We start from the raw sequence: 22,673 nt of genomic DNA on the forward strand, positions 1-22,673 counted from the left end.
CAGGTTGCGGGTGGGGGCGGTACGCGTGTTCGGATGGATCGATGCGTACCCCCCACCACACCTTGACGCATCCCCCGACGGACCTCCCGGGGCTCGACCGGCCCGAGGAGGACGAGCCATGGGCCCCGCCCAACCACCGCCGCGGCGGCCGTCGTCGCCGACGACGCGGCCGGTTCGCGGCACTGCCGTTCGCGCTGAAGGCGACGGTCGTCCTGCTGACCGGCGCCGCCTTCCTCACCCTCGCCGACCGCTGGGCGGTGCTCTACGCCGAGCACCGCGCCGCGGACGCCCTCCGGGACCGGCTGCGACTCGCCGCGGCCCCCGAGGTGGAGATCGACGGCTTCCCCTTCCTGACCCAGCTCGGCGACCGACGCCTGGACGCGGTACGGCTGACCGTCCCCGACGTCGCCGCCGACCGCGTCTCGCTGGCCCGGGTGTCGGCCACCGCACGCGACGTGTCGCTCCTCGCCGACGGCCCGGCCTCGGTGCGCGGCGCCCGGGTGCCCCGGCTGGACGGCGACGTACTGCTCTCCTTCGCCGACCTCAACCGTGAACTCGGCGCGTCCCAGGTGACGTTCACCGGAGCGGGGCGCGACCGGGTGCGGGCGAGCGGCACCCTGCCGGTCGCCGGGCACGACCTGCGGCTACGGGCCGAGGCGCAGATCCGCCGCCAGGGCGAGCGCGGCATCGCGACGCACATCGGCGGCATGCGCCTGGACATCGGCGACCTGGCGACGTACCGCCCGGGCACCCGCGCCTCCGAGGGCCTGCACCTGACGCCGAAGGCTGCCGCCGGCCTCGCCCGCGAGACCCGCAAGGCGAAGGCACTGCTGTCCGTCCCGGCCGTCGTCGCACGCCTGGGCGTGCCCGACTCCGCGGTGCGCGAGGCGCTGGCCGACGACGGCGAGCTCGCGCAGCTGACCGGCTCGACACGCTTCGTCCGGCAGGCCGAGCGCCTCAACCTCGTCGATCTGGCGCTGGACCATCCCGAGGTGCTGCGCCTGCTCGGCCTCGAACCCGACCTCCTCGACGCGCTGCCCCGCCTGACCCGGCCGGTCCTGGCCGACCGGCTGTCCCTGGCGTTCGAACTTCCCGAGCCGCCCCGGGGCGAACTGCGGCTGCGCGACGTACGGGTGGAGAAGGACGGGATCCGGGTACGGTTGACGGGCTCCGGCCTGGCGGTCGGCGAGAACTGAGCGACGCCGGGCGACGCCTACGGCACCTCCGGCGGCGGGGTCGGGGCCCCCGGCAGCCGTACCGTCACCGCGGTGCCGCCTCCCGGCGCCGGGCGCAGGGTCACCTCGCCGCCCGACTGCTGCACCGTGCGGGCCACGATGGACAGGCCGAGGCCGGAGCCGGGCAGTGCGCGGGCGGACGGCGAACGCCAGAAGCGGTCGAAGACGTGCGGGAGTTCGTCCTCGGGGATGCCGGGGCCGTGGTCGCGGACGGTGAGGACGCCCTCGTCCAGCACGACCTCGACCGTGCCGCCCTCCGGACTGAACTTCACCGCGTTGTCCAGGATGTTGACCACCGCCCGTTCCAGGGCGGACGGCTCGGCCCGTACGTACCAGGGCCGCACGTCCGCCGTGATCGTCAGCTCCGGGCCCCGCAGGCGGGCGCGGCGCAGGGCCGCCCCCACGGTGTCGTGCAGGGCGATCACCTGTGCCTTGCCCGCCTGCTGGTCGGTGTCCGGGCGGGACAGCTCCTGGAGGTCGCCGATCAGCGCGGCGAGCTCCGTCATCTGGGCCTTCACCGAGGCGAGCAGCGCCTTGCGGTCGGCCTCGGGCAGCGGGCGGCCGGTCTCCTCGCTGCGGGTGAGCAGCTCGATGTTGGTGCGCAGCGAGGTCAGCGGCGTCCGGAGCTCATGACCGGCGTCCGCGATGAGCTGCTGCTGGAGGTCGCGGGAGCTGGCCAGCGCGGAGGTCATGGAGTTGAAGGAACGCGAGAGCCGGGCGACCTCGTCCTCGGAGTCGTCCTCCACCGGGATGCGCACGTTCAGGTCCTCGGTCCGGGCGACGTGTTCGACGGCTTCGGTGAGCTTGTCCACCGGGCGCAGTCCGGCGCGGGCGACCGCGAGGCCGGCGGCCCCCGCGCCGATGACGCCGATGCCGGAGACGAGGAGGAGGATCAGGGCGAGGTCGTTGAGGGTCTCCTGGGTGCTCTTCAGGGACACCGCGACGACGAGTCCGACCTTCGGACCGCTCTGCCCGGTGGCCGTGGTGGTGGCGCCCAGGGGCCGGGTCAGCACCCGCACCTCGGTGCCGTCCCCGGCGGTCCCGTTGCGGAAGTACAGGTCGCGGGTGTTCCCCTTCTCGATCTCCCCCTTGTCGGTCTCGGTGACCTTCACCGTCGCCGGCGAGTCCTGCAGGACGCAGACGGTGCCGTCCTCCTGGACCAGCTGGGAGTAGCTGTTGCGGAACAGACCGGTTCCGTACGGGGTCTCGGTGCAGTTGTCGAGGGCGTCCTGGAGCTGTCCGGGCATCCTGACCGACGCCTTCTTCAGGTCGTCGTCGACCTGGCCGTACAGCTTTCCCTGGACGATGAACCAGCAGCTCACCGACACCGCCGCCACCGCGAACGCCACCGCCGCCGCCACCAGCAGCGCCAGCCGGGAGCGGAGGGGCAGGGCGCGGAAGCGCCGGGTCACCGTGTTCACTCCGAGCCGCCCTGCCGCAGCGCGTAGCCCACACCCCGCACGGTGTGCACGAGCCGCGGCTCGCCGCCCGCCTCCGTCTTGCGGCGCAGGTACATCACGTACACGTCCAGGGAGTTGGACGACGGCTCGAAGTCGAAGCCCCACACCGCCTTCAGGATCTGCTCCCTGGTCAGGACCTGGCGCGGATGGGCCATGAACATCTCCAGGAGCGTGAACTCCGTGCGCGTCAGCTCCACCGGCCGCTCCGCCCGCGTCACCTCGCGTGTCGCGAGGTCCATGCGCAGATCGGCGAAGACCAGTGCGTCGTCCTGGCGCGCACCGGCCGCCGCCACCGCCGCGGCGTAGGAGCTGCGCCGCAGCAGCGCGCGGATCCGGGCGAACAGCTCGTCCAGCTCGAAGGGCTTGACCAGGTAGTCGTCCGCCCCGGCGTCCAGGCCCGTCACCCGGTCGCCGACCGTGTCGCGGGCCGTCAGCATGAGGATGGGCGTCGTGTCCCCGGTGCCCCGGATACGCCGGGCGGCGGTCAGGCCGTCCATGCGGGGCATCTGGATGTCGAGGACGACGAGGTCGGGCCGGTACGCGGACGCCTTCTCCAACGCGTCCGCGCCGTCGAGGGCGACCTCGGTGTCGTATCCCTCGAAGGCGAGGCTGCGCTGGAGTGCTTCGCGCACCGCCGGCTCGTCGTCGACGATGAGGATGCGCTGGGGGTCACGGTCGCCTTCGGCGGGGCTCATGGCTCGGGATTCCTCGGGTGCGGTGGGGGGAGGGAGGCTGACGCTGCCAGCGTCGCATGTTTCCCAAGAGCCCTCGGCCCACCGGTCCGGGCCGGTGGTCGGGGCCTGTCTGCGGTAGGTACGCCGGATCAGTCCGTCGCTCCTGCGCGCAGCTTCGCCAGGTCGGCCTTGACGGTGTTGACCGGGATCGCGAAGCCGAGGCCCACGCTGCCCGCGTCGGACGACGAGCCCGCCGCCGAGTACATCGCGGAGTTGATCCCGATGATGGTGCCGTTCATGTCGATCAGCGCGCCCCCGGAGTTGCCGGGGTTGAGGGAGGCGTCGGTCTGAAGCGCCTTGTACGTCGTCGTGGACGACCCGGTGTCGCCGTTGAACTCCCTGCCGTCGAACTCGAACGGCCAGCCCCCGTCGGGCCGCTGTTGCTGCTGACCCTCCTCGGTTGAGACGGTCACGTCACGGTCCAGCGCGGAGACGATGCCGCTCGTCACCGTGCCGGTCAGGCCCTCGGGCGAGCCGATCGCCACGACCTCGTCGCCGACCTGCACGCCGTCGGAGTCGCCGAGGGTGGCCGGCGTCAGCCCGGAGGCACCCTCCAGCTTGATCAGGGCGAGGTCCTTGCCGGAGTCGGTGCCGACGACCCGGGCGGTGTACTCCTTGCCCGCGCCGGTGGTCACCTTGACCTGCGAGGCGCCGGAGACCACGTGGTTGTTGGTGACGATCTCGCCGTCGTCGGTGATGATCACGCCGGATCCGGTGGACGTCCCGGCGTTCGTGGCGGCGCTGATCTCGACGATGCTCGGGCTGACCGCCTTGGCCACGCCGGCCACGGTGCCCTTCTGGCTCGACGGCACGACGTTGGTGCTGGTGCCGGCGGAGGCCACCGTGTCGCCGCCGGTCAGCTCCTGGAAGCCGTAGGCCGTGCCGCCGCCGACGGCCGCGGCCACGATCGCCACGGCGGCCAGCAGGGCCGTCGTCCCGCGGTTGCGCTTTCGCGCCCGGGGCGGCGCGGCCACCGGCTCGGCGAGCAGTGCCGTCGGCGGATGCGCGGGCGGCGGCGGCCACGCGGGGTCGACAGGGGAGGAGGCGTGCTGCCACCCGCTCCGGTACGGGTCTGAGTGGGTCTCGTACTCGCCGTCGCGGCGGAAGCTCTCGGTCATGTCCATGAGCGTGTCGCCCGACGATGAGAGCTCCCTGAGTGCTGCCTGAGAAGCCCGGCAGAACCTTGTATGCCCGATATAAGGCCAGGAGCTAGCAGCCGCAGGAGCTGCGCACGACGAGCCGCGAGGGGAACTGCTTCAGGCGCTCGCGGCGCGATCCCGCCACCCGCAGTCCGTCGTCGAGGACGAGGTCCACGGCGGCCCGCGCCATCGCCGAGCGGTCGGAGGCGATCGTGGTGAGCGGCGGGTCCGTGAGCGCCGCCTCCTTGATGTCGTCGAAGCCGGCCACCGCCAGCTTCCCGGGCACGTCGATCCGCAGTTCGCGCGCCGCGCGCAGCAGGCCGATGGCCTGGTCGTCGGTGGAGCAGAAGACGGCGGGCGGCCGCTTCGGGCCGGACAAAATCTCCAGGGCGACCCGGTAGGCGTCGTAGCGGTTGTACGGCGCCTCGAAGAGCCGTCCCTCGGTCGGCAGCCCTGCCTCGGCCATCGCGCGCCGCCAGCCCTCGACGTGGTCGGAGACCGGGTCGCCGACGGCGGGCGTGTCGGCGGTGCCGCCCATACAGGCCACGTACGCGTAACCGTGCTCCAGGAGGTGGCGTACGGCGAGCTGGGCGCCGCCGAGGTCGTCCGTCACGACGGCGACGTCGTCGATGGCCTCGGGGCGCTCGTGCAGCAGGACGACCCTGGCGTCCCAGGCCTCGATCTCGGCGGCGGCCATGTCGTTCAGCGCGTGGCTGACCAGGATCAGTCCGGAGACCCGCATGCCGAGGAACGCCCGCAGGTAGTGGACCTCGCGCTCACCGACGTAGTCGGAGTTCCCGACGAGCACCATCTTTCCGCGCTCGGCGGCCGCCCACTCCACGGCGTGCGCCATCTCCCCGAAGAAGGGCTGGCGGGCGTCCGGGACGATCAGGCCTATGAGGTCGGTGCGCCGGGAGGCCATCGCCTGGGCCACCCGGTCGGGGCGGTACCCCAGCTCCTTGATGGCGGCGAGGACACGCTCGCGCGTGGCCGGGGCGACCGGCCGGGGTCCGTTGTTGATGACATAACTGACCACGGCGGTGGAGGTACCCGCCAGCCGCGCCACATCATCCCGAGTCACCTTGGCCACGCGCGGAGTCTACGCGGATGGACCCGCCGTGGGCAGGGCGTACGGAGCGTTGTGCACGGCCCCGGGCCGGCGGGCGCACCCCCCGAGGGGCGCACCCGCGCGCCCGCTACGCCTCGGCCGGTACCTCGGCGGCGCCCGACGGCGCCCTCTCGCCCGCATCCTCCGGCTTTGGCCGGGCCGCCCGGGCCTTGGCCTCGTCCGCGGCGCGCTCCACCTTCTCCGGCGTAACGAATCGATAACCGACGTTCCGGACGGTCCCGATCAGCGACTCGTGCTCCGGTCCCAGCTTGGCGCGCAGCCGCCGTACGTGGACGTCGACCGTGCGGGTGCCGCCGAAGTAGTCGTAGCCCCAGACCTCCTGGAGCAGCTGGGCGCGGGTGAAGACCCGGCCGGGGTGCTGCGCGAGGTACTTCAGGAGCTCGAACTCCTTGAAGGTGAGGTCGAGGACGCGCCCCTTGAGCTTGGCGCTGTACGTGGCCTCGTCCACCGACAGGTCGCCGTTGCGGATCTCCATCGGTGAGTCGTCGTTGACGATCTGCTGCCGGCCCACGGCCAGCCGGAGGCGGGCCTCGACCTCGGCGGGTCCCGCGGTGTCGAGCAGGACGTCGTCGATGCCCCAGTCGGCGGTGACGGCGGCGAGGCCGCCCTCGGTCACCACCAGGACGAGGGGGCAGCCGGGGCCGGTGGAACGCAGCAGCTGGCAGAGGCTGCGGACCTGGGGGAGGTCGCGCCGGCCGTCGACGAGGATGACGTCGGCACCGGGGGTGTCGACGAGGGCGGGTCCCTCCGCCGGAGCCACGCGCACGTTGTGCAGCAGCAGGCCGAGAGCGGGCAGCACCTCCGTCGACGGCTGGAGGGCGTTGGTCAGGAGCAGCAGAGAACTCATACGTCTGGTTCCTCCTCGGTCCCTGCGAGGACGTCGTGCGATGCGGCACCACTCTGCGATCCCGGAGCTCGTACACCTGCGGTCACCTGCGGTTCTCCGCTTCGTATACAACGCTTCCGAAAGCACAAAAGGACCCGGGGGCAACGCTGCCCGAGTCCTCTACCCAGCAGAATAGCCCACATGAGCAACGGTCCGGCAGGCCAAGGGGCACGTTCCACCACCGTTCGTCCGGCATCCGAGACGCCCGGGGCGAGCGGAAGCGCGCCGTCACGGACGTTTCTGCACACCGCGGACGGTGTGCGGATCGACGCCCTGTACGAACCGGGCGGGGCGGTACGCGAAACCCTGACGCCACCCACCGACCACCCGGCGTTCGTCGTGGCACACGGCTTCACCGGTGACGTGGACAAGCCGCATGTGCGCCGCGTCGCCACGGCCCTCGCCCGCCACGGCGCCGTGATCACCTTCTCCTTCCGAGGGCACGGGGCGTCCGGCGGGCACTCGACGGTCGGCGACCGTGAGGTCCTCGACCTGGCGGCGGCGGTGGCGTGGGCGCGGCAGCGGGGGCACGCGCGCGTGGTGACCGTCGGCTTCTCCATGGGCGGCTCGGTGGTGCTGCGGCACGCGGCGCTCCACGCCCGGCACATCGAGGCGGTGGTGTCGGTGAGTGCCCCGGCCCGCTGGTACTACCGGGGCACGGCCCCCATGCGGCGCCTCCACTGGCTGGTGACCCGCCCCGAGGGCCGCCTGCTCGGCCGCTACGGCCTGCGCACCCGCATCCACCACCGCGGCTGGAACCCCGTCCCGCTGTCACCGGTCGAGGCGGTGCCCCGGATCGCGCCGACCCCGTTGCTGATCGTGCACGGCGACCGCGACGGCTACTTCCCCGTCGACCACCCCCACATGCTGGTCGAGGCCGCCGGTGACCACGCCGAACTCTGGCTGGAGCCCGGTATGGGCCACGCGGAGCACGCGGCGACCGACGCCCTCCTGAGCCGGATCGGGGAATGGGCCGTCGGCGCGGCGGGCTAGCCTGACCGTAGTCACAGCCAGGTTCCGCCGATCGACTTGAGGAAGAGATGGCAAAGGTCACGGTGCGCTACTGGGCGGCCGCGAAGGCCGCGGCCGGGATCGCCGAGGAGCGCCTCGACGCGGCGACGCTCGCCGAGGCGCTCGACGGCGTGCGCGAGCGACACCCCGGTGAACTGGTGCGCGTGCTGCAGCGATGCTCGTTCCTCGTCGACGGTGACCCCGTGGGCACGCGCGGGCATGAGACGGTACGGCTGGCCGAGGGCGGCACGGTCGAGGTGCTCCCGCCGTTCGCAGGAGGGTGACCACACCGATGAGCAACCAGCCGTACGAGGGCACGTACGACGGCGGGTACGACCCCTACCAGCAGGGCGGTCCCGAGTACCAGGGCGGTCCCGAGTACCAGGGCCGTCCCGAGTACCAGCCGGACCAGCCCCGGTACCAGCAGGGTCAGGCGCCCCGGTACCAGCAGGGACAGCCCCAGTACCAGCAGGGGCGCCCGGACCACCAGCAGGGCCAGACCCGATACGGGCAGGGGCAGCCCGAGTACGGGCAGGGACAGACGCCGTACCGGCAGGGGCACGCCTCGTACCAGCAGGACCGGTCCCATCCCCAGCAGACGCCGCAGGCGCCGCAGTACCAGCAGGCCCCGTACCCGCAGCAGTCCTACGACAACGGCCGGCACACCCAGCAGTGGGAGGGCCGGACCTGGGACACGCAGGCCCCGGCGCCCGCGTACGTACCGCCGCAGCCGGCCCCCGAGCCCCCGGCCGCTCCGGAGGCACCGCTCACCGCCGCCCAGCGGGCCAGGCTCGAAGGGCGGTCGCCGATCATCGAGCCCGGTCTCCAGCCCGCCGCGCTGACCGCGGTGCTCGGACTCCTGATCGCCGGCGGCGCGGCGCTCGGCTCGTACGCCCTGCTCGTCCCCCTGGTCCTGCTCCAGGCCGTCACGGCCGCGGGTTGGTTCCGGCTGAACGGCATGTGGCCCGCCCGGCAGGGCATCGCGCTGGCGTTCGCGGGCGCGCTGACGGCGGACGTGGCGCTGCTGATCGCGGGCCGTGAGCAGGCGCCCGCCGCGATCCTCGGCACGCTCGGGGTGTGGGTGCTGCTCACCCTCGTGCTGCAGCTGCGCTCGCACGCCGACCCGGACACCCGGATGTACGGACTGATGGCGACCGTCGTGTCGGCGGCGCTGGCCGTCATCGCGACGGGCTACCTCGCCGCCGAGCCGGACGCGGTCACCCTCGGCGCCGTCGCGGTGGCCGTGGCGGTCCTGGCCCGTGCGCTGCCGCTGCCGACGCCGGCCTCCGTGGTCGTCGCGCTGCTCGCGGCGGCGGGTGCGGGTATCGCGGTCGCCGGCATGACCGGCGTCGGGAACGGCGCCGGTGCGCTGCTGGGCGCGGCGGCCGGCGCGTGCGCGCTGATCGGCCACCGGGCGGCGAGCTACGACTATCCCTCCCGGTTCGTCCACTTCACCGCCGGTGTGGCCCTCCCGCTGAGCGCCGCCGCGCCGGTGCTGTGGGTGCTGGGGCGGGCGCTGGTCTGAGCTGTCGCCTGTCACAGGTGATCGACAAAATCCCGGCAGGTGTTCGGATCGGGGTTACGGTGACCGACGTCCGTGACTGACCGCCTGGGTGGGGAAACATGCGCGCGCTGCGAGTACTTCTGATCGTCGTCGTGATCCTCGGTGGCCTGTTCGTGGCCGCCGACCGGCTCGCGGTCAACTTCGCCGAGGGTGAGGTCGCGGACCGGCTGCGGACCACCGAGGGCCTGTCCAGCACCCCCGAGGTGGCCATCAACGGCTTCCCGTTCCTCACCCAGGTCGCCGGCGGCACGCTGGACGACGTCCAGGTCGGCATCCGGAACTACGAGGCGACGGCCGGCGACGGCGAGCGGATCCGCATCGACGACCTGGAGGCCGACATGAAGGGCGTCGAGTTCTCCGGCGACTTCAGCTCCGCCACGGCCTCCTCCGCGACCGGCACCGCGACCATCGCGTACGACGAACTGCTCAAGGCCGCGAAGTCCGAGCCCACCGAGGTCGCCCCCGGTATCACCGCCCGGGTCGTGAGCCTCTCCGACGGCGGGAGCGGCAAGATCGAGGTCGGCCTGGAGATCGACGCCCCGGTGATCGGCACCAAGCAGCTCTCGGTGCTCAGCACGGTCAGCGTCAAGGACGACAAGGTCGAGGTGCGCACCGACTCCCTGCCGGACCTCGGGGGCCTCGACCTCGCCGAAAACTCGGTCCGTGAGATCACCGACTTCCAGCAGGCCATCGACGACCTGCCGGGCGGCATCCAGCTCGACAAGGTCGAGGCGGCGCCGAACGGCCTGGAGATCTCGGTGGCGGGTTCGAACGTACGGCTGGCCGGGTAGGACCGGGCCGGACACCGTCCGGTCGTCCGACAGGCGAGACGACCCCGTCCGTACCGCAGATGCGCGAGCGGTCACAGGTGCCCGGGAGCCGTGCGACGGCTCGCCGGGCGCTCCTTTGTTCCCACATGCCGGACGATCGTGTCTCACGATGCGACACACCGGTGACACGCCCGCCGGTCCGTCCCTAAGCTCGACGGCATGAAGCGACAGGCGGACCTCACGAAGCGGCGGGCAGTAGACCTGTGCCGCGTTGCCGCCATGCTCTGTCGCCCCTTCTGAGCGGAAGCCCCGACTTCCGCGTTTCCCCGCCCTGCTCAGGGCCATTCGTGCGCCGTGCCGGCTTCGGCCACGCGCACCCCTTCGCACTCGCACGCCCCGCCGCAACTGCCCCGGAGGAGAAAGAGCATGAGCCGCAGCGACGTCCTGGTAGACGCCGACTGGCTGCAGGAGCACCTGGACGACTCGGACATCGCCATTGTCGAGGTCGACGAGGACACCTCCGCCTACGAGAAGAACCACATCAGGAACGCCATCCGGATCGACTGGACCAAGGACCTCCAGGACCCGGTCCGCCGTGACTTCATCGACCAGGAGGGCTTCGAGAAGCTCCTGTCGGCGAAGGGCATCGCCAACGACACGCTGGTGATCCTCTACGGCGGCAACAACAACTGGTTCGCCTCGTACGCCTACTGGTACTTCAAGCTCTACGGCCACGACAACGTCAAGCTGCTCGACGGTGGCCGCAAGAAGTGGGAGCTGGACGCCCGCGAGCTGGTCGAGGAGGTGCCGGAGCGCCCGGCCACCACGTACACGGCCAAGCCGCAGGACACCTCGATCCGCGCCTTCCGCGACGACGTGGTCGCCGCCATCGGCGCGCAGAACCTGGTCGACGTCCGCTCGCCCGACGAGTTCTCCGGCAAGCTGCTCGCCCCCGCGCACCTGCCGCAGGAGCAGTCGCAGCGTCCGGGGCACGTCCCGAGCGCCCGCAACATCCCGTGGTCGAAGAACGCCAACGACGACGGCACCTTCAAGTCGGACGAGGAGCTCAAGGAGCTCTACACCGACGAGCAGGTGGACCTCGCCAAGGACACCATCGCCTACTGCCGCATCGGTGAGCGCTCCGCGCTGACCTGGTTCGTCCTGCACGAGCTGCTCGGCGTGCAGAACGTCAAGAACTACGACGGCTCCTGGACCGAGTACGGCTCCCTCGTCGGCGTGCCGATCGAGCTCGGCGCCAACAAGTAACCGACCGCGACCGGCCTTCCGGTCAGACCCCGTCTGGAGAAAGACATGTGTGGAGCGAAGGCCGGCGGCCCCGACGCCTCGACGATCAAGCCCGGTGAGACCACCATCCAGGGTCAGGTGACCCGTGACGGCGAGCCCGTGACGGGCTACGTCCGGCTGCTGGACTCGACCGGCGAGTTCACGGCGGAGGTGCCGACGTCCGCGACGGGCCAGTTCCGCTTCTACGCCGCCGAGGGCACCTGGACGCTGCGCGCCCTCGTGCCCGGTGGCGCCACCGCCGACCGCACGGTCGTCGCCCAGCCGGGCGGCCTCGCGGAGGTCGCGATCGCGGTCTGACGAGCCGGGGCCGAACGCAGGGGCCGCGTCCCATCGGGTTGGACACCTGGGACGCGGCCCTTTCGCGTGCGCTTCGCGGGCGCGGACCTACGCTGGAGGTATGTACGCGCGCCGACGGCACGTCTACTTCGCCATGATGGGTGTCTGCATCGGGCTGTTCGTCCTGGCCTGGGGAGTCGTGCGCCTGTGGTCGACGCCGGCGGCCGTGGGCATGTGCGTGGTCGCCATGGTGATCCCGCCCGTCGCGGCGATGGTCGCCAACCGCAGGGGTCCCGAGGACCGCTGGTGGGACGACCCGTCCGGCGATCCGCAGTCCGACGAGTGGTGGGACGAGCTGGACGGCAGGAAGAAGCCGCGGTAGGAAGGCGGGCATGTCGCCCGCAAGCCTGTCCACCGTGGTGCTGGACGCGCACGACGCGCACGAACTGGCCGGCTTCTACGTCCGCCTGCTGGGGTACGAGGTGCGCCGCGAGGAGCCCCACTGGGTGCTGATCGGCCCGCCGCCCGGCACGCAGGGCACGGCCCTGGCGTTCGAGACGGAGCCCGCGTACGTGCGCCCGGTCTGGCCCACCCGGCACCCCGGCGACCAGCAGATGATGCTCCACCTCGACGTCGAGGTCGACGACCTGGCGGGGGAGACCGCGCGGGCGCTGGCCGAGGGCGCGACCCTCGCCGCGTACCAGCCGCAGAGCGACGTACGGGTCCTGCTGGACCCCTCGGGCCACCCGTTCTGCCTGTGGACGGAATCCCCGCAGCCGCCGCCTCAGTAGACGAGGGCCTGCGTGTCCTCCGCGAGCGCCTCCTGCACGAAGACCTGCGCTCCCGCGATCCGCACGCCCTCGATGACGTCCTTCTCCGTGATGTCCCGGCGGGCCGCGCACTGCGTGCACAGCGTGAGACGCCCGGCGGCCAGCACGGAGTCGATCAGGTCGGGCAGCGGCGCGGCGTGCGGCAGCTCGAACTCCGCGGCCCGCCCCGGCAGCGCGAACCAGGCGGACTCACCGGTCAGCCAGACGGACACGTCCACGCCGCTCGCCACGGCCACCGCGGCGACCGTGAACGCCTGCGAACACCGCTCAGGAGCATCGGCCCCCGCCGTCACCTTGATCACCAGCTTCTTCGCCATGGCTGAATCGTAATCAGGATCCTTACAACTCGGAGCGGCCGCTCAAGGTCTTCCGAGCGGCGCAGCAACGGCATCATCGCCGCACGTTCCGTGGGGGGACACTGTGGAAGTCCTGGAAAGACCCGAAGTGCCGGACACTCCCGAGGAGTCGGCGAGCGAGGCCGAGGCGCGCCCGCGCCCACGAGGGCGTACCGCGCCGCTGATCGCGGCCGCTGCCGCCCTCGGCGTCCTCGCCGGTACCTGTGCCGGGTACGTCGTCCAGGCCGGCCGTCAGGCCGGCCCGCTGCCGCCGCTCTCCCAGCCGACGGTCGGGCAGGCCAAGGGCGTGGTCGAGCCGTTGTCCGCCGCCCAGGACCGCCGCGTCAGGACCGAGGGTGACCTGCGCGAGTTGCTCCTCGACCGGCCCGAGGGGGCACGGGAGATCACGATCCCCGCCATGAGTGACGGCTGGATGTCCCTCGAGGCCTACGCGGAAACCTTCGAGGAACCGGACGAGGCGTTCCGGAGCCTGTCCGGGGACGAGTTCCGGCGTGGCGCCGTGACATCGTGGGAGACCGGCACGCACGTCGTGGAGATCCGCCTCGTGCAGTACCGCCACGCGGACCGGACCGCCGCCCTCAGGCGGGCGACGCAGTCCAACCAACGGGCCGAGCAGGAGCCCGGCACCCGCGGCACGCCCATCCCCGGCACCGGTGACGGCATGACGTATGTGCACGACCGCCCGGAGACGGAGCCGGGCCGCCTCCCGGTCTTCACGGCGGAGGCCCACGCCTGGCGCGGCAGCCTCGGGATGCACATCTGGGTCTCCGACACCGAGCCGATCCCTCATCAGGTGATCGCCGATCTCGCCGAGCGGCAGATGGAGCGGCTGTGACCGACAACTCCGCCACATCCGTCCCCCGCGGGCGCGTCGCCCGGGTCCTCGGTTCCGTGCTGCTGCTCGGCGCGGTGTTCGCCGGGACGGGATACACCGTCGTGGCCGTCCAGGACGCCGACCGTGACCCCGGCAAGCCCGTGTGGAAGATCACCGGCACCGGCACCGGTGAACCTGCTGAGCCCTCGGGGCTGCGCGCGCGGCTGCTGCCGTACGACGACCGCTACACCCAGGGCCCGGACCTGCCGGGCCTCGGTTCCGACGCCGAACTGTCCGGCACCCGGGCCATCGCCCTGCGCATGGAGGCGATCAAGGATCTGCCCCGCTCCGGGCAGCGGTTGCTGGAGGACGAGATCGAGCGGCAGCGCATCACGGGCATGGCCGTGCGCAGCTACCTTCACCACACCAGCACAGGCGATCTGGGAGTCGCCGCCGTGGGCGTCGTGCTCATGCGCTTGGAGGACCGCGCGGCCGTACGCCGGCTCTCCGAGTCCCGTGACGAGGCCTTCGCGGCGCTGGACATCTTCCGCCCCGGGCCCGAGGTCAAGGGCCACCGCACCGCCCGCTGCTTCCTGAAAGAGAGTGCCGACGACGAGGGCAGTCGCCTCGACCGGCTGATCTGTTCCGCCTACGAGGGCGACGTCCTCGTCACGGCCAGGGCCTCCGGAGTCGGTCCCCTCGACACCGAGGCCGTCGCCAGGTTCCTCGCCGAGCAACTCGACCACATCGCGACCACGGGGGAAGCCGTATGACCGGCGAGCGGACGACCGACGGGGCACCGCGCCGTCCTGCCCCGCGCACGGCCCGTCGCTGGGGCGCCGCCGTCCTGGTCTTCGCCCTCTGCGGCGCGGCCACGGCGTTCGGCGTCGTCCGCGCGGAGCGCTCCGAGCTTCCCGGGCTGGCGACCGAGACCGACGGCCGTTGGGCGTATCCGCAGCTCACCAGGCCACCGCTGCCCTCCGGCAGCCCGGCGCCCTTTTCCGAGGCCAACGCGGTCCGGGCGCACCACGCCGACCTGCGGGAGCTGCTGCTTCCGGCGCCCGAGGGAGCGTCGCGGGACAAGGCGTTGCGCGGCGCGGACGGGTGGTTGCCGACGCGGGAGTTCCTGGCGGTGTTCGGGTCGAAGAAGGACCAGAAGGGCATCGGTCAGCTGTTCACCGACCACGGGCTGCGCCACGTCGCGGCCCGGGGCTGGACCACGAGCGACGGCACGGACACCCGGATCTACCTGCTCCACTTCGACACGGGCAGGGTGGCGTACGAGGTCTTCGAGGCGCTCGTCGACCCCACGGGACCCACCTACGCCCTGCGTGGCGCCGCCGAGGTGGAGTCCGACGACGAGTTCCCGACGGCGGCGGACGTCGACAACGTGACCCGTTACGCGTACACCGAGGTGAAGCCGTACGGGGAGCGGCACGTGCGGCAGGCGTATCTGGCGGCCGGGGACGTCCTCGCCCTGATGGTCCAGTCCCGCGAGGGCGCCGCCCACCCCGTGCCCTTCCAGCAGACCGTGGTTCTGCAGAGCCAGCTGCTCGGCTGAGGGCGTACCTCGCAAGGAGGGCCGGGTCGTGGCCGCGTAAGCTGGGGCCCGGCCTTGTGAACCACGCACCCCGCTCACCTAGGAGCATCCCGTGATCCTCTTCTTCGAAATCCTCCTGGTCCTGGTCTGCGTCGGCGTCCTCGCCTTCACTGGTCTGGCCGTGAAGAAGCTGTATCAGGGCCAGCGCTGACCCACCCCCCTGTCCGTACGAGAAGTCTGAGCTGCTCATGATCGAGATCCCGTCCGACCTCCACAAGGACCTCGTCCCCCTCGCCTTCCTGCTCGGCAACTGGGCGGGAGCGGGCGTGCACGACTTCCCCGGCGCCGAGAAGTGCAACTTCGGGCAGGAGGTCACCTTCACCCACGACGGCCGGGACTTCCTGGAGTACCAGTCCCACAGCTGGGTGCTCGACCAGGACGGCAACAAGGTCAGGCCGCTGGAGTCCGAGCACGGCTTCTGGCGCATCGACGCCGCCCGCAAGGTCGAGGTCACGATGACCCGCGACGACGGTGTCATCGAGATCTGGTACGGCGAGCTGGCCGACCAGAAGCCGCAGATCGACCTGGTCACGGACGCCGTCGCGCGCACCGCGGCCTCCCGCCCCTACAGCGGAGGCAAGCGGCTGTACGGCTACGTCAAGAGCGACCTGATGTGGGTCGGCGAGAAGCAGACCCCCGAGGTCGAGCTGCGGCCGTACATGTCCGCGCAGCTGAAGAAGGTCGTCACCCCGGAGGACGTCGAGCGCTGGGCGAAGGCCCTGCCGGGCGACCTGCCCGACGACGGGATCGCTTTCTTCAAGTAGCCATAGACTCGTGGGTGTGGTGAGCACCGACTGGAAGAGTGATCTCAGGCAGCGCGGCTACCGGCTGACGCCGCAGCGGCAACTCGTGCTCGAAGCCGTGGACAACCTGGAGCACGCGACCCCCGACGAAATCCTCGCCGAAGTGCGCAGGACGGCGTCGGGGGTCAACATTTCCACCGTCTACCGGACCCTGGAGCTCCTGGAGGAGCTCGGGCTGGTCAGCCACGCCCACCTCGGGCACGGGGCGCCGACGTACCATCTGGCCGACCGGCACCACCATCTCCACCTCGTCTGCCGCGACTGCACCGACGTCATCGAGGCGGACGTCTCCGTGGCCGCCGAGTTCACGGCCAAGCTGCGCGAGACGTTCGGCTTCGACACCGACATGAAGCACTTCGCGATCTTCGGTCGGTGCACGGACTGCGCGGCGGCGACCGGCAAGGATTCAAGTACCGAGTCGTAGGCTTAGCGTATGAAGAGCCCCCTGCTGTCCCTGCCCGGCGCCGTTCCCGCCGAAGGGGCGGACGAAGGTGTCGCCGCCCACTACGGCGACCTGTTCCGCGAGCAGCGCGCCCTCGCCGACGGCACCGGTTTCGTCGACCTCTCGCACCGCGGGGTCGTCACCGTCACCGGCGACGACCGGCTGAGCTGGCTGCACCTGCTGCTCACCCAGCACGTCAGCGACCTGCCCACCGGCGAGGCCACCGAGGCGCTGGTGCTGTCCGCGAACGGCCACATCGAACACGCGCTCTATCTGGTGGACGACGGCACGACCGTCTGGGCCCATGTCGAACCCGGCACCCAGGACGCCCTGATCGCGTACCTGGAGTCGATGAAGTTCTTCTACCGGGTCGAGGTCGCCGACCGCACCGCCGACATCGCCGTGGTCCACCTGCCGGCCGGTTCCATCACCGAGGTGCCGGAAGGGGTCGCCGTACGGGAGACGGCGCACGGCCGTGACCTCTTCCTGCCGCGCGCCGAGCTGGAGTCGTACGCCGCGCAGAACGGACCGGCGGCCGGGATCCTGGCGTACGAGGCGCTGCGCGTCGAGCAGCACCGGCCGCGGCTCGGCTTCGAGACCGACCACCGCACCATCCCGCACGAGCTGGGCCTGATCGGCACCGCGGTGCATCTGCAGAAGGGCTGCTACCGGGGCCAGGAGACGGTCGCCCGGGTGCAGAACCTGGGCAAGCCGCCGCGCCGGCTGGTCTTCCTGCACCTCGACGGCAGCGAGGTGCACCTGCCGCCGTCCGGCACCGAGCTGCGGCTCGCGGACGACGGCCCCGACGGCCGCAGGATCGGCTTCGTGACGACCTCCGTACGACATCACGAGCTGGGTCCGGTGGCGCTGGCGCTGGTGAAGCGGAACGTGCCGGTGGACGCGCGTCTGGTGGCCGACACGACGGCCGCCGCTCAGGAAGTCGTCGTCGAGCCGTAGGTCCGGCCCGTGGCCCCCTCGCGCGGAGGCTACATCTCCAGCAGGACGGTGAACGGGCCGTCGTTCGTCAGCCCCACGCGCATGCGCGCGCCGAACCGGCCCGTCTCCACCGTGGCGCCCAGCGCGCGCAACCGCGCGACCACCTCGTCGACCAGCGGCTCGGCCACGTCGCTCGGGGCGGCCGCGTTCCACGTGGGGCGGCGGCCCTTGCGGGCGTCGCCGTAAAGGGTGAACTGGCTGATCACCAGGAGCGGGGCGTCGATGTCGCTGCACGACTTCTCGTCGTGCAGCATCCGCAACGACCACAGTTTGCGGGCGAGCTGGGCCGCCTTCTCCTTGTTGTCCTCGTGCGTCACGCCGACCAGGACACACAGCCCCTCGCCGGTGATCTCCCCGACGACCTCGCCGTCGACGACGACGCTCGCGCCGTCCACCCTCTGCACCACTGCACGCATGCGACCCATCATGCCCGGCGGCGTCACCCCGCTTCGCGGGTGGTCCGTACCAGCGCTCTTTTTGATCCCTAACCCCCCATCTGGGGCCGTTCGGGGGCACTCGGTCACATAGCGGCCACTTGGGGTGGCACGATGCTGCCACACGCCGGTCGAGGGGACGGTTGAGGCACATGAGAACACCGAGTACCGGGCAGCCGCCTGGGGCTGTCTCGTTGACCCAAGCGGGAGCCGGGGAGTCACTCCGGCCACCCGTGCAACGCACGGACAGTCCACAGCTGCCGCCCGATCCGCCCGCGCACGATCTGGCCACACTGAGCCTGGCCGAATTGCGCTCCCTGCGCAGGGACGCGCAGCGCGACGAGGCGGATCTCAGTTACGTACGACGGCTGCTGCAGGGCCGCATCGACATCCTGCGCGCGGAGCTCGCGCGCCGGGGGCCGGGGTCGCTGGTGGACACGGGCGCGGCAGAGGCGTCCGTCGTCCAGCGGCTGCCGGAGATCCTCACGGACGCCCCGGCCCGGCACCGCTCCTCCGCGCGCCACGTCACGCTGGGCACTCCGCACAACGAGGAGTACCGGCGGCTGGCCGCGGAGATGCTGGCCGAGGTCGAACTGTCCGCGCTGGACGCCCGCACCGACGTCGAGCTGACCACCGCGATGGGGCGCCTCGTGCGGTACGAGCAGCAGGTGTCCCGGCGCCGGCAGCGGTTGCAGCGGACCGCCGACGAGTGCAGCGCGGAGATCGCGCGGCGCTACCGGGAGGGGGAGGCACAGGTCGACGACCTGCTGATGTGAGGCGGGAGGACCTGGTCCCCCCGGTCCCGCCCGGGGCGGCTCGCACGCGCACCGCCCCGGGCGGGAAATCCCCGCGACACCTGTGCCTTCCTATGCCTACCGTGCACTCATGACGCGTCGCGACGAGCTGCCCGTACGCCCGATCACCGAAGCCGAGTTCGAGGACTGGCAACGCGCCATGAGCGTCGGCTTCCTGCAGCGGCCCACGCTGACCGAGGAGCAGTTGCAGGCACGGCGCGCCCACTTCGTGCCGGGGCGGCTGCTCGGGGCGTTCGACGGGGGCCGATGCGTGGCGACGTTCCGTTCCTTCGCCCAGGAGGTCACCGCCGTGGGCGGCGCCTTCGTGGCCGCCGACGCCGTCTCCAACGTCACCGTCAGCCCCACGCACCGCCGCCGCGGCCTGCTCAGCCGCATGATGAGCCAGGACCTCACAGCGGCGCAGGAACGCGGGGACGTCGTCGCGACGCTCATAGCCGCCGAGTACCCGATCTACGGCCGCTACGGCTTCGGCCCCGCCACCACGCTCGCCGAGTGGACCGTCGACGTGGCGCGCACCGGCCTGGACCGCCGTTGGTCGGGTCCGCGGGACGGCGGACGGATCGACCTCGTCGACCCCGAGGACGTCCGCAAGCTCGGTCCCGAACTGCACGAACGCCTGCGGCGGACACAGCCGGGGGCGGTCAGCCGCGACGAGCTGTGGTGGCGCATCAACACCGGCGCCGCCCGCTTCGGCAGGTCGTGGACCGAGCCCTACTACGCCCTGTACCGCTCGGCCGCCGGGGAGGTCGAGGGCCTGGTCTCCTACGAGTCGGACGACAAGTGGCACGGCAAGCAGCCGCAGAACACGGCCGACGTGAACTGGCTGATCGCGGCGACGCCGGCAGCCGAGCGCGCCCTGTGGCACTTCCTGTGCTCGATCGACTGGATCGCGCACGTGAAGTCGGGCTGGCGGGCCCCGGACGACCTGCTCCCGCTGCTGCTGCCGGACCCGCGCGCCGCCCGCCTGACCGTGCAGGCCGACTGGCTGTGGGTGCGGATCCTGGACGTCGTACGGGCGCTGACGGCGCGGACGTACGAGGGCTCGGGGGAGCTGGTGCTGGAGATCGTCGACGCCGCCGGGTTCGCGGGTGGACGGTACCGGCTGGAGGCGTCGGAGCAGGGGGCGTCCTGTGCGCCGAGCGACCGGAGCGCCGATCTCACGCTGGACGTCGCCGACCTGGCGGCGCTGTGGCTGGGGGACGAGTCGGCGGTACGGCTGGCCGCGCTGGGGCGCGTCCGGGAAGAACGAGCGGGCGCCGCCCGTTCGGCCGACGCCCTGCTGCGCACGTCCAGGCGACCGTGGTGCCCGGACCTGTTCTAGTGCTCCCCTCTGCCGGCGACGATGGACGGTCTCGCTATCCGTAGCGTGCTCTTCAGTTGTGGCTGTGCCTGGTTCGTGGTGCCTGTTCAGTTGTGGCTGTTCAGTTGTGACTGTGCACGTGCCGCTGTTCGGTTGTCGGTATTCAGTTGTCGGTATTCAGTTGTCTCTGTGCAGACTGACCAGGCTCCCGGCTCCCCTCCGGAAGGGAGCCCGGTCAGCCGGACTGGGTGAGCAGCAACACGAGGATCACTGCTCCTATGCCGCCGAGAGTGATGTTCTTGGCCTTGATGCCCAGGGTCATGGCGACGAGGGCGATGATCCCCATGGCGCCGAGCTTCGACTGGACGAACTGCTCGAATCCGATGGCGAGGGCGGCGACGACGAGAGCGATGAACGGCATGGGGTGCGTCCTTCCAGCGCTACCAACCATCGGAAAGTGCAACCACATTCGTTCAGTTGGTTGCCAACTTATTCCCGGTTGGGGCGTCTTTGAAGTGTCCGGTAACCATCTGTCAGGCAACTGCCCCAAGATGGCTCAAAGTTGTAGGGTTCCGATGTGACGTCGGAACAAGTAGCCGTGAACGAACGGGGAAGGGCCCCGTTGTCGCCCCAGGAGGTGGCCGACGAGCTCCGCGGCCGGATCAGGTCGGGCACGCTCCAGGCGGGCCGGCGCATGCCCACCCAGGCCGCCCTGGCCGAGGAGTTCGGCGTGGAGCGCGGCACCGTCCGGCAGGCCCTGCGCATCCTGCAGTCGGAGGGCCTGCTCACCAACGTGTCCCGCGGGGCGCCGGCGACGGTCGCGCCCGACGGGGCGACGGCCTTCTTCGGCCCCGCCGCGCAGCCGGAGTCCACCCTGGCCGCACTGCCCGCCCGGGTGGCCGCCGCCTTCGAGGCCAAGCACGTCAGGATCGACGCGCTGTGCCTCACCTCGGCCTCGCTCAGCCTGGCCCTCAGCGAACCGCTGCGCCGACTGCACACCGGGGCGCCGAAACCGGCCACGGTCCACCTGCGGGTTCTGCTGCCGTCCCGGGACATCGACCTCGCCTTCCCCGCCTCCGTCGACCCCGGCGGCGACTCCCCGGCGCACCGGAGCTGGGTTGCCCTGCGCAACGCCCAGGGCCTGGTGCTGAGCCACAATCTGACGGCGCTGCGGTCCACACACGGCGTGGACGTCCAGGTGCGCTTCCGCGCCCTGCCCTTCACTCCTCCGGTGAAGCTGTACCTGCTGAACGACACCGAGGCGCTCTTCGCCTTCTACACGCCCAGCAGGCGTGCGGAGGGCACTGCTGGAGAGGGCCCGGAGACGTACGAGGTGCAGGGGGGCTCCTCGCCGCTGTTCGCCTTCCGGCAGGGTGACGGCGGGGTGCGGGACAAGTCCTTCGTGGAACAGTCCCGTCTGTGGTTCGACCGGCTCTGGGAGACGATCAGCACGGAACTGGACCTGGGGGCCTGACCGCGCCCGGGTCACAGCGCCGGCCCGGTGACCGAGAGGCTGAGCGCCACGGCGCCGATCGCGCTGCAGGTGTGGTTGCGGCGCTGCAGCCCGATGAGGAGCAGGGCGAGCGCGACGAGGCCTGTGGTGCCGTATCTCCACCGGGCCAGTTCCTCGACGGTGAGGAGTAAGACGGTGGCGGCGGGCTTGATCCATGACACGGTGATGTCTCCTTGACATGGGGAGGGAACACCCCCCTTCAGCAGAAGTGGTCGAGTACTGTGCAGACTTGGCGCCAGTTGGAACCAACTCTGCTTAAGTTGTTCCAACTTGGCAGGGATGGATAAACAACTTTCCGGGCACCCCCTACAAGTGGGATGCAGCCCTTCGGTTTCCGGGTGCGGGAGGAGATGGCGACGGTGGTCGGCAGCAGAAGGTCCACGCCTCAGGAGATCGCGGACTCCCTGCGGGAGCGGATCCGGGACGGACGGCTGAAGGCGGGCGACCGGCTGCCCACCCAGGCCGAACTCGCCGACGAGTTCGGCGTCGAGCGCGGCGCGGTCCGTCAGGCCCTCTCCGCTCTCCAGAGCGACGGGCTCCTCAGCAACGTCAGCAAGGGCAGCCCGCCGCGCATCGCGGAACCGGAACCCGCCTGGCGGGAGCCGCAGCCGACGATGGTCGGCCTCGGCCCCCGCCTCACGGAAGCGTTCTCCGCGCGTCACGTACGCGTGGACGCCGTCTGTCTGACCGCTGAAACGATGATGCTGGCCCTCGGGGACCCGCTCCGGGCGATCCACGAAGGGCGGCTCGGCCCGGAGTCGATCGACGTCCGGGTGCTGCTGCCCTCCCGTGACATCGACCTGGCGTTCCCCACCTCGGTCGAGGACAGCGGCGACGGCGACCCGGTCCACCAGCGCTGGCTGATGATGCGCAACGCCCAGGTCCAGGTCCTGAGGCACAACCTTCGCGCCCTGCGCGCCACGCACGGCATCGACGTGAACGTCACCTTCCGCGCGCTCCCCTTCACCCCTCCGGTGAAGCTGTACCTGCTCAACGGCCGCGAGGCGCTGATCGCGTACTACATGGTCACGCGGCGTGCCGCCGACGACATCGCGTCCCAGGAGATGTTCGACGTCCTGGGCACCCAGGCCCTCCTCTTCTCCTTCGAGCAGGAGACGGGGCGCCGTGACGCGGCCTTCGTGGAGCAGTCGCAGCAGTGGTTCGACGCGCTCTGGAGCACCGTCACCTCCGAGTTGACCCCGGAGTAGTGTCATGGGACCCAGTGGCCGCGCGACCACCCCATCGTGTCGCAGACTGAACC

General features: G+C 71.5%; 29 protein-coding genes. 20 read left to right on the forward strand and 9 right to left on the reverse strand.

Annotation, left to right across the window (positions count from 1 at the left end; all coding sequences use genetic code 11):
• Positions 1 to 41 precede the first annotated feature (41 nt).
• Complete coding sequence (locus ACZ7LV_RS20285; RefSeq protein WP_471941019.1) at positions 42 to 1,196, forward strand: LmeA family phospholipid-binding protein; 1,155 nt, start codon at positions 42 to 44, stop codon at positions 1,194 to 1,196.
• A 17-nt stretch (positions 1,197 to 1,213) separates the two neighbouring features.
• Here the strand turns inward: ACZ7LV_RS20285 and ACZ7LV_RS20290 are convergent, their stop codons facing one another.
• From ACZ7LV_RS20290 to ACZ7LV_RS20310, 5 genes are all read right to left on the reverse strand, one after another.
• The gene (locus tag ACZ7LV_RS20290; protein WP_471941021.1) at positions 1,214 to 2,656 is read right to left on the reverse strand and encodes a sensor histidine kinase; all 1,443 of its coding nucleotides are present in this window, start codon (positions 2,654 to 2,656) and stop codon (positions 1,214 to 1,216) included.
• Positions 2,653 to 3,390, reverse strand: coding sequence for a response regulator transcription factor (locus tag ACZ7LV_RS20295; RefSeq protein WP_471941023.1), 738 nt, complete (start codon positions 3,388 to 3,390; stop codon positions 2,653 to 2,655). Before ACZ7LV_RS20295 ends, ACZ7LV_RS20290 begins: the two co-directional genes overlap by 4 nt.
• A gap of 128 nt (positions 3,391 to 3,518) precedes the next feature.
• Entirely contained in the window at positions 3,519 to 4,547 is a 1,029-nt protein-coding gene (locus ACZ7LV_RS20300; protein ID WP_471941025.1) for a S1C family serine protease, read from the reverse strand.
• Positions 4,548 to 4,638: 91 nt separating this feature from the next.
• The gene (locus ACZ7LV_RS20305; protein WP_471941026.1) at positions 4,639 to 5,658 is read right to left on the reverse strand and encodes a LacI family DNA-binding transcriptional regulator; all 1,020 of its coding nucleotides are present in this window, start codon (positions 5,656 to 5,658) and stop codon (positions 4,639 to 4,641) included.
• A 106-nt stretch (positions 5,659 to 5,764) separates the two neighbouring features.
• Positions 5,765 to 6,544 (reverse strand): winged helix-turn-helix transcriptional regulator, encoded by a 780-nt coding sequence (locus ACZ7LV_RS20310; protein ID WP_471941028.1) that lies wholly within the window; start codon positions 6,542 to 6,544, stop codon positions 5,765 to 5,767.
• A 180-nt stretch (positions 6,545 to 6,724) separates the two neighbouring features.
• Here ACZ7LV_RS20310 and ACZ7LV_RS20315 point away from each other — a divergent pair, with 180 nt between their 5' ends.
• The 9 genes from ACZ7LV_RS20315 to ACZ7LV_RS20355 all read left to right on the forward strand — a co-directional run bounded on the left by ACZ7LV_RS20315 (position 6,725) and on the right by ACZ7LV_RS20355 (position 12,300).
• Positions 6,725 to 7,576: an alpha/beta hydrolase gene (locus tag ACZ7LV_RS20315; RefSeq protein WP_471941029.1), complete on the forward strand. Its 852-nt coding sequence runs from the start codon at positions 6,725 to 6,727 to the stop codon at positions 7,574 to 7,576.
• Positions 7,577 to 7,623: 47 nt separating this feature from the next.
• Complete coding sequence (locus tag ACZ7LV_RS20320; RefSeq protein ID WP_401682574.1) at positions 7,624 to 7,878, forward strand: MoaD/ThiS family protein; 255 nt, start codon at positions 7,624 to 7,626, stop codon at positions 7,876 to 7,878.
• An 8-nt stretch (positions 7,879 to 7,886) separates the two neighbouring features.
• Positions 7,887 to 9,119, forward strand: coding sequence for a hypothetical protein (locus ACZ7LV_RS20325; protein WP_471941030.1), 1,233 nt, complete (start codon positions 7,887 to 7,889; stop codon positions 9,117 to 9,119).
• A 98-nt stretch (positions 9,120 to 9,217) separates the two neighbouring features.
• Positions 9,218 to 9,949 (forward strand): LmeA family phospholipid-binding protein, encoded by a 732-nt coding sequence (locus ACZ7LV_RS20330; protein ID WP_471941031.1) that lies wholly within the window; start codon positions 9,218 to 9,220, stop codon positions 9,947 to 9,949.
• Between the two features lie 198 nt (positions 9,950 to 10,147).
• The gene (locus ACZ7LV_RS20335; RefSeq protein WP_350751515.1) at positions 10,148 to 10,228 is read left to right on the forward strand and encodes an Ms5788A family Cys-rich leader peptide; all 81 of its coding nucleotides are present in this window, start codon (positions 10,148 to 10,150) and stop codon (positions 10,226 to 10,228) included.
• 126 nt (positions 10,229 to 10,354) lie between these two features.
• Positions 10,355 to 11,194, forward strand: coding sequence for a sulfurtransferase (locus tag ACZ7LV_RS20340; RefSeq protein ID WP_471941032.1), 840 nt, complete (start codon positions 10,355 to 10,357; stop codon positions 11,192 to 11,194).
• A 45-nt stretch (positions 11,195 to 11,239) separates the two neighbouring features.
• Positions 11,240 to 11,530 (forward strand): DUF1416 domain-containing protein, encoded by a 291-nt coding sequence (locus ACZ7LV_RS20345; RefSeq protein ID WP_401682564.1) that lies wholly within the window; start codon positions 11,240 to 11,242, stop codon positions 11,528 to 11,530.
• Positions 11,531 to 11,630: 100 nt separating this feature from the next.
• Complete coding sequence (locus tag ACZ7LV_RS20350) at positions 11,631 to 11,891, forward strand: DUF3099 domain-containing protein (RefSeq protein ID WP_401682562.1); 261 nt, start codon at positions 11,631 to 11,633, stop codon at positions 11,889 to 11,891.
• Positions 11,892 to 11,901: 10 nt separating this feature from the next.
• Entirely contained in the window at positions 11,902 to 12,300 is a 399-nt protein-coding gene (locus ACZ7LV_RS20355) for a VOC family protein (protein WP_471941033.1), read from the forward strand.
• On the opposite strand, the gene ACZ7LV_RS20360 is transcribed toward ACZ7LV_RS20355, so the two are convergent.
• Entirely contained in the window at positions 12,294 to 12,656 is a 363-nt protein-coding gene (locus ACZ7LV_RS20360; protein WP_365444633.1) for a DsrE family protein, read from the reverse strand. The two genes, ACZ7LV_RS20355 and ACZ7LV_RS20360, sit on opposite strands and share 7 nt — an antisense overlap.
• Before the next feature lie 127 nt (positions 12,657 to 12,783).
• On the opposite strand from ACZ7LV_RS20360, the gene ACZ7LV_RS20365 reads away from it, so the two are divergent.
• The 6 genes from ACZ7LV_RS20365 to ygfZ all read left to right on the forward strand — a co-directional run bounded on the left by ACZ7LV_RS20365 (position 12,784) and on the right by ygfZ (position 17,311).
• Positions 12,784 to 13,530, forward strand: a complete 747-nt coding sequence (locus ACZ7LV_RS20365; RefSeq protein WP_471941035.1) for a hypothetical protein — start codon at positions 12,784 to 12,786, stop codon at positions 13,528 to 13,530.
• Positions 13,527 to 14,282: a hypothetical protein gene (locus ACZ7LV_RS20370; RefSeq protein WP_471941037.1), complete on the forward strand. Its 756-nt coding sequence runs from the start codon at positions 13,527 to 13,529 to the stop codon at positions 14,280 to 14,282. Before ACZ7LV_RS20365 ends, ACZ7LV_RS20370 begins: the two co-directional genes overlap by 4 nt.
• Positions 14,279 to 15,070, forward strand: coding sequence for a hypothetical protein (locus ACZ7LV_RS20375; RefSeq protein WP_471941039.1), 792 nt, complete (start codon positions 14,279 to 14,281; stop codon positions 15,068 to 15,070). The genes ACZ7LV_RS20370 and ACZ7LV_RS20375 overlap by 4 nt, the downstream gene beginning before the upstream one ends.
• A gap of 227 nt (positions 15,071 to 15,297) precedes the next feature.
• On the forward strand, positions 15,298 to 15,873 hold the full coding sequence (locus ACZ7LV_RS20380; protein WP_385379804.1) for a heme-binding beta-barrel domain-containing protein: 576 nt from the start codon (positions 15,298 to 15,300) through the stop codon (positions 15,871 to 15,873).
• Between the two features lie 16 nt (positions 15,874 to 15,889).
• Positions 15,890 to 16,336, forward strand: a complete 447-nt coding sequence (locus ACZ7LV_RS20385) for a Fur family transcriptional regulator (RefSeq protein ID WP_471941040.1) — start codon at positions 15,890 to 15,892, stop codon at positions 16,334 to 16,336.
• A 9-nt stretch (positions 16,337 to 16,345) separates the two neighbouring features.
• A complete protein-coding gene (ygfZ, locus tag ACZ7LV_RS20390) occupies positions 16,346 to 17,311 on the forward strand; it encodes a CAF17-like 4Fe-4S cluster assembly/insertion protein YgfZ (RefSeq protein WP_471941042.1) in 966 nt (321 codons plus the stop codon).
• Positions 17,312 to 17,340: 29 nt separating this feature from the next.
• Here ygfZ and dtd read toward each other — a convergent pair whose 3' ends face one another.
• Positions 17,341 to 17,766 (reverse strand): D-aminoacyl-tRNA deacylase, encoded by a 426-nt coding sequence (dtd, locus tag ACZ7LV_RS20395; protein ID WP_471941044.1) that lies wholly within the window; start codon positions 17,764 to 17,766, stop codon positions 17,341 to 17,343.
• Positions 17,767 to 17,936: 170 nt separating this feature from the next.
• Here dtd and ACZ7LV_RS20400 point away from each other — a divergent pair, with 170 nt between their 5' ends.
• The gene (locus ACZ7LV_RS20400) at positions 17,937 to 18,560 is read left to right on the forward strand and encodes an RsiG family protein (RefSeq protein ID WP_471941046.1); all 624 of its coding nucleotides are present in this window, start codon (positions 17,937 to 17,939) and stop codon (positions 18,558 to 18,560) included.
• Positions 18,561 to 18,669: 109 nt separating this feature from the next.
• The gene (locus ACZ7LV_RS20405; RefSeq protein ID WP_471941048.1) at positions 18,670 to 19,920 is read left to right on the forward strand and encodes a GNAT family N-acetyltransferase; all 1,251 of its coding nucleotides are present in this window, start codon (positions 18,670 to 18,672) and stop codon (positions 19,918 to 19,920) included.
• Positions 19,921 to 20,134: 214 nt separating this feature from the next.
• Here the strand turns inward: ACZ7LV_RS20405 and ACZ7LV_RS20410 are convergent, their stop codons facing one another.
• Positions 20,135 to 20,320: a hypothetical protein gene (locus ACZ7LV_RS20410; RefSeq protein WP_401682533.1), complete on the reverse strand. Its 186-nt coding sequence runs from the start codon at positions 20,318 to 20,320 to the stop codon at positions 20,135 to 20,137.
• 216 nt (positions 20,321 to 20,536) lie between these two features.
• On the opposite strand from ACZ7LV_RS20410, the gene ACZ7LV_RS20415 reads away from it, so the two are divergent.
• Positions 20,537 to 21,373: a winged helix-turn-helix domain-containing protein gene (locus ACZ7LV_RS20415; protein ID WP_471941050.1), complete on the forward strand. Its 837-nt coding sequence runs from the start codon at positions 20,537 to 20,539 to the stop codon at positions 21,371 to 21,373.
• A gap of 11 nt (positions 21,374 to 21,384) precedes the next feature.
• On the opposite strand, the gene ACZ7LV_RS20420 is transcribed toward ACZ7LV_RS20415, so the two are convergent.
• A complete protein-coding gene (locus tag ACZ7LV_RS20420) occupies positions 21,385 to 21,573 on the reverse strand; it encodes a hypothetical protein (protein WP_471941052.1) in 189 nt (62 codons plus the stop codon).
• A 156-nt stretch (positions 21,574 to 21,729) separates the two neighbouring features.
• On the opposite strand from ACZ7LV_RS20420, the gene ACZ7LV_RS20425 reads away from it, so the two are divergent.
• On the forward strand, positions 21,730 to 22,620 hold the full coding sequence (locus ACZ7LV_RS20425) for a FadR/GntR family transcriptional regulator (protein WP_471941054.1): 891 nt from the start codon (positions 21,730 to 21,732) through the stop codon (positions 22,618 to 22,620).
• Positions 22,621 to 22,673: the final 53 nt, after the last annotated feature.

It is taken from the genome of Streptomyces sp. NPDC107562 (assembly GCF_055657325.1).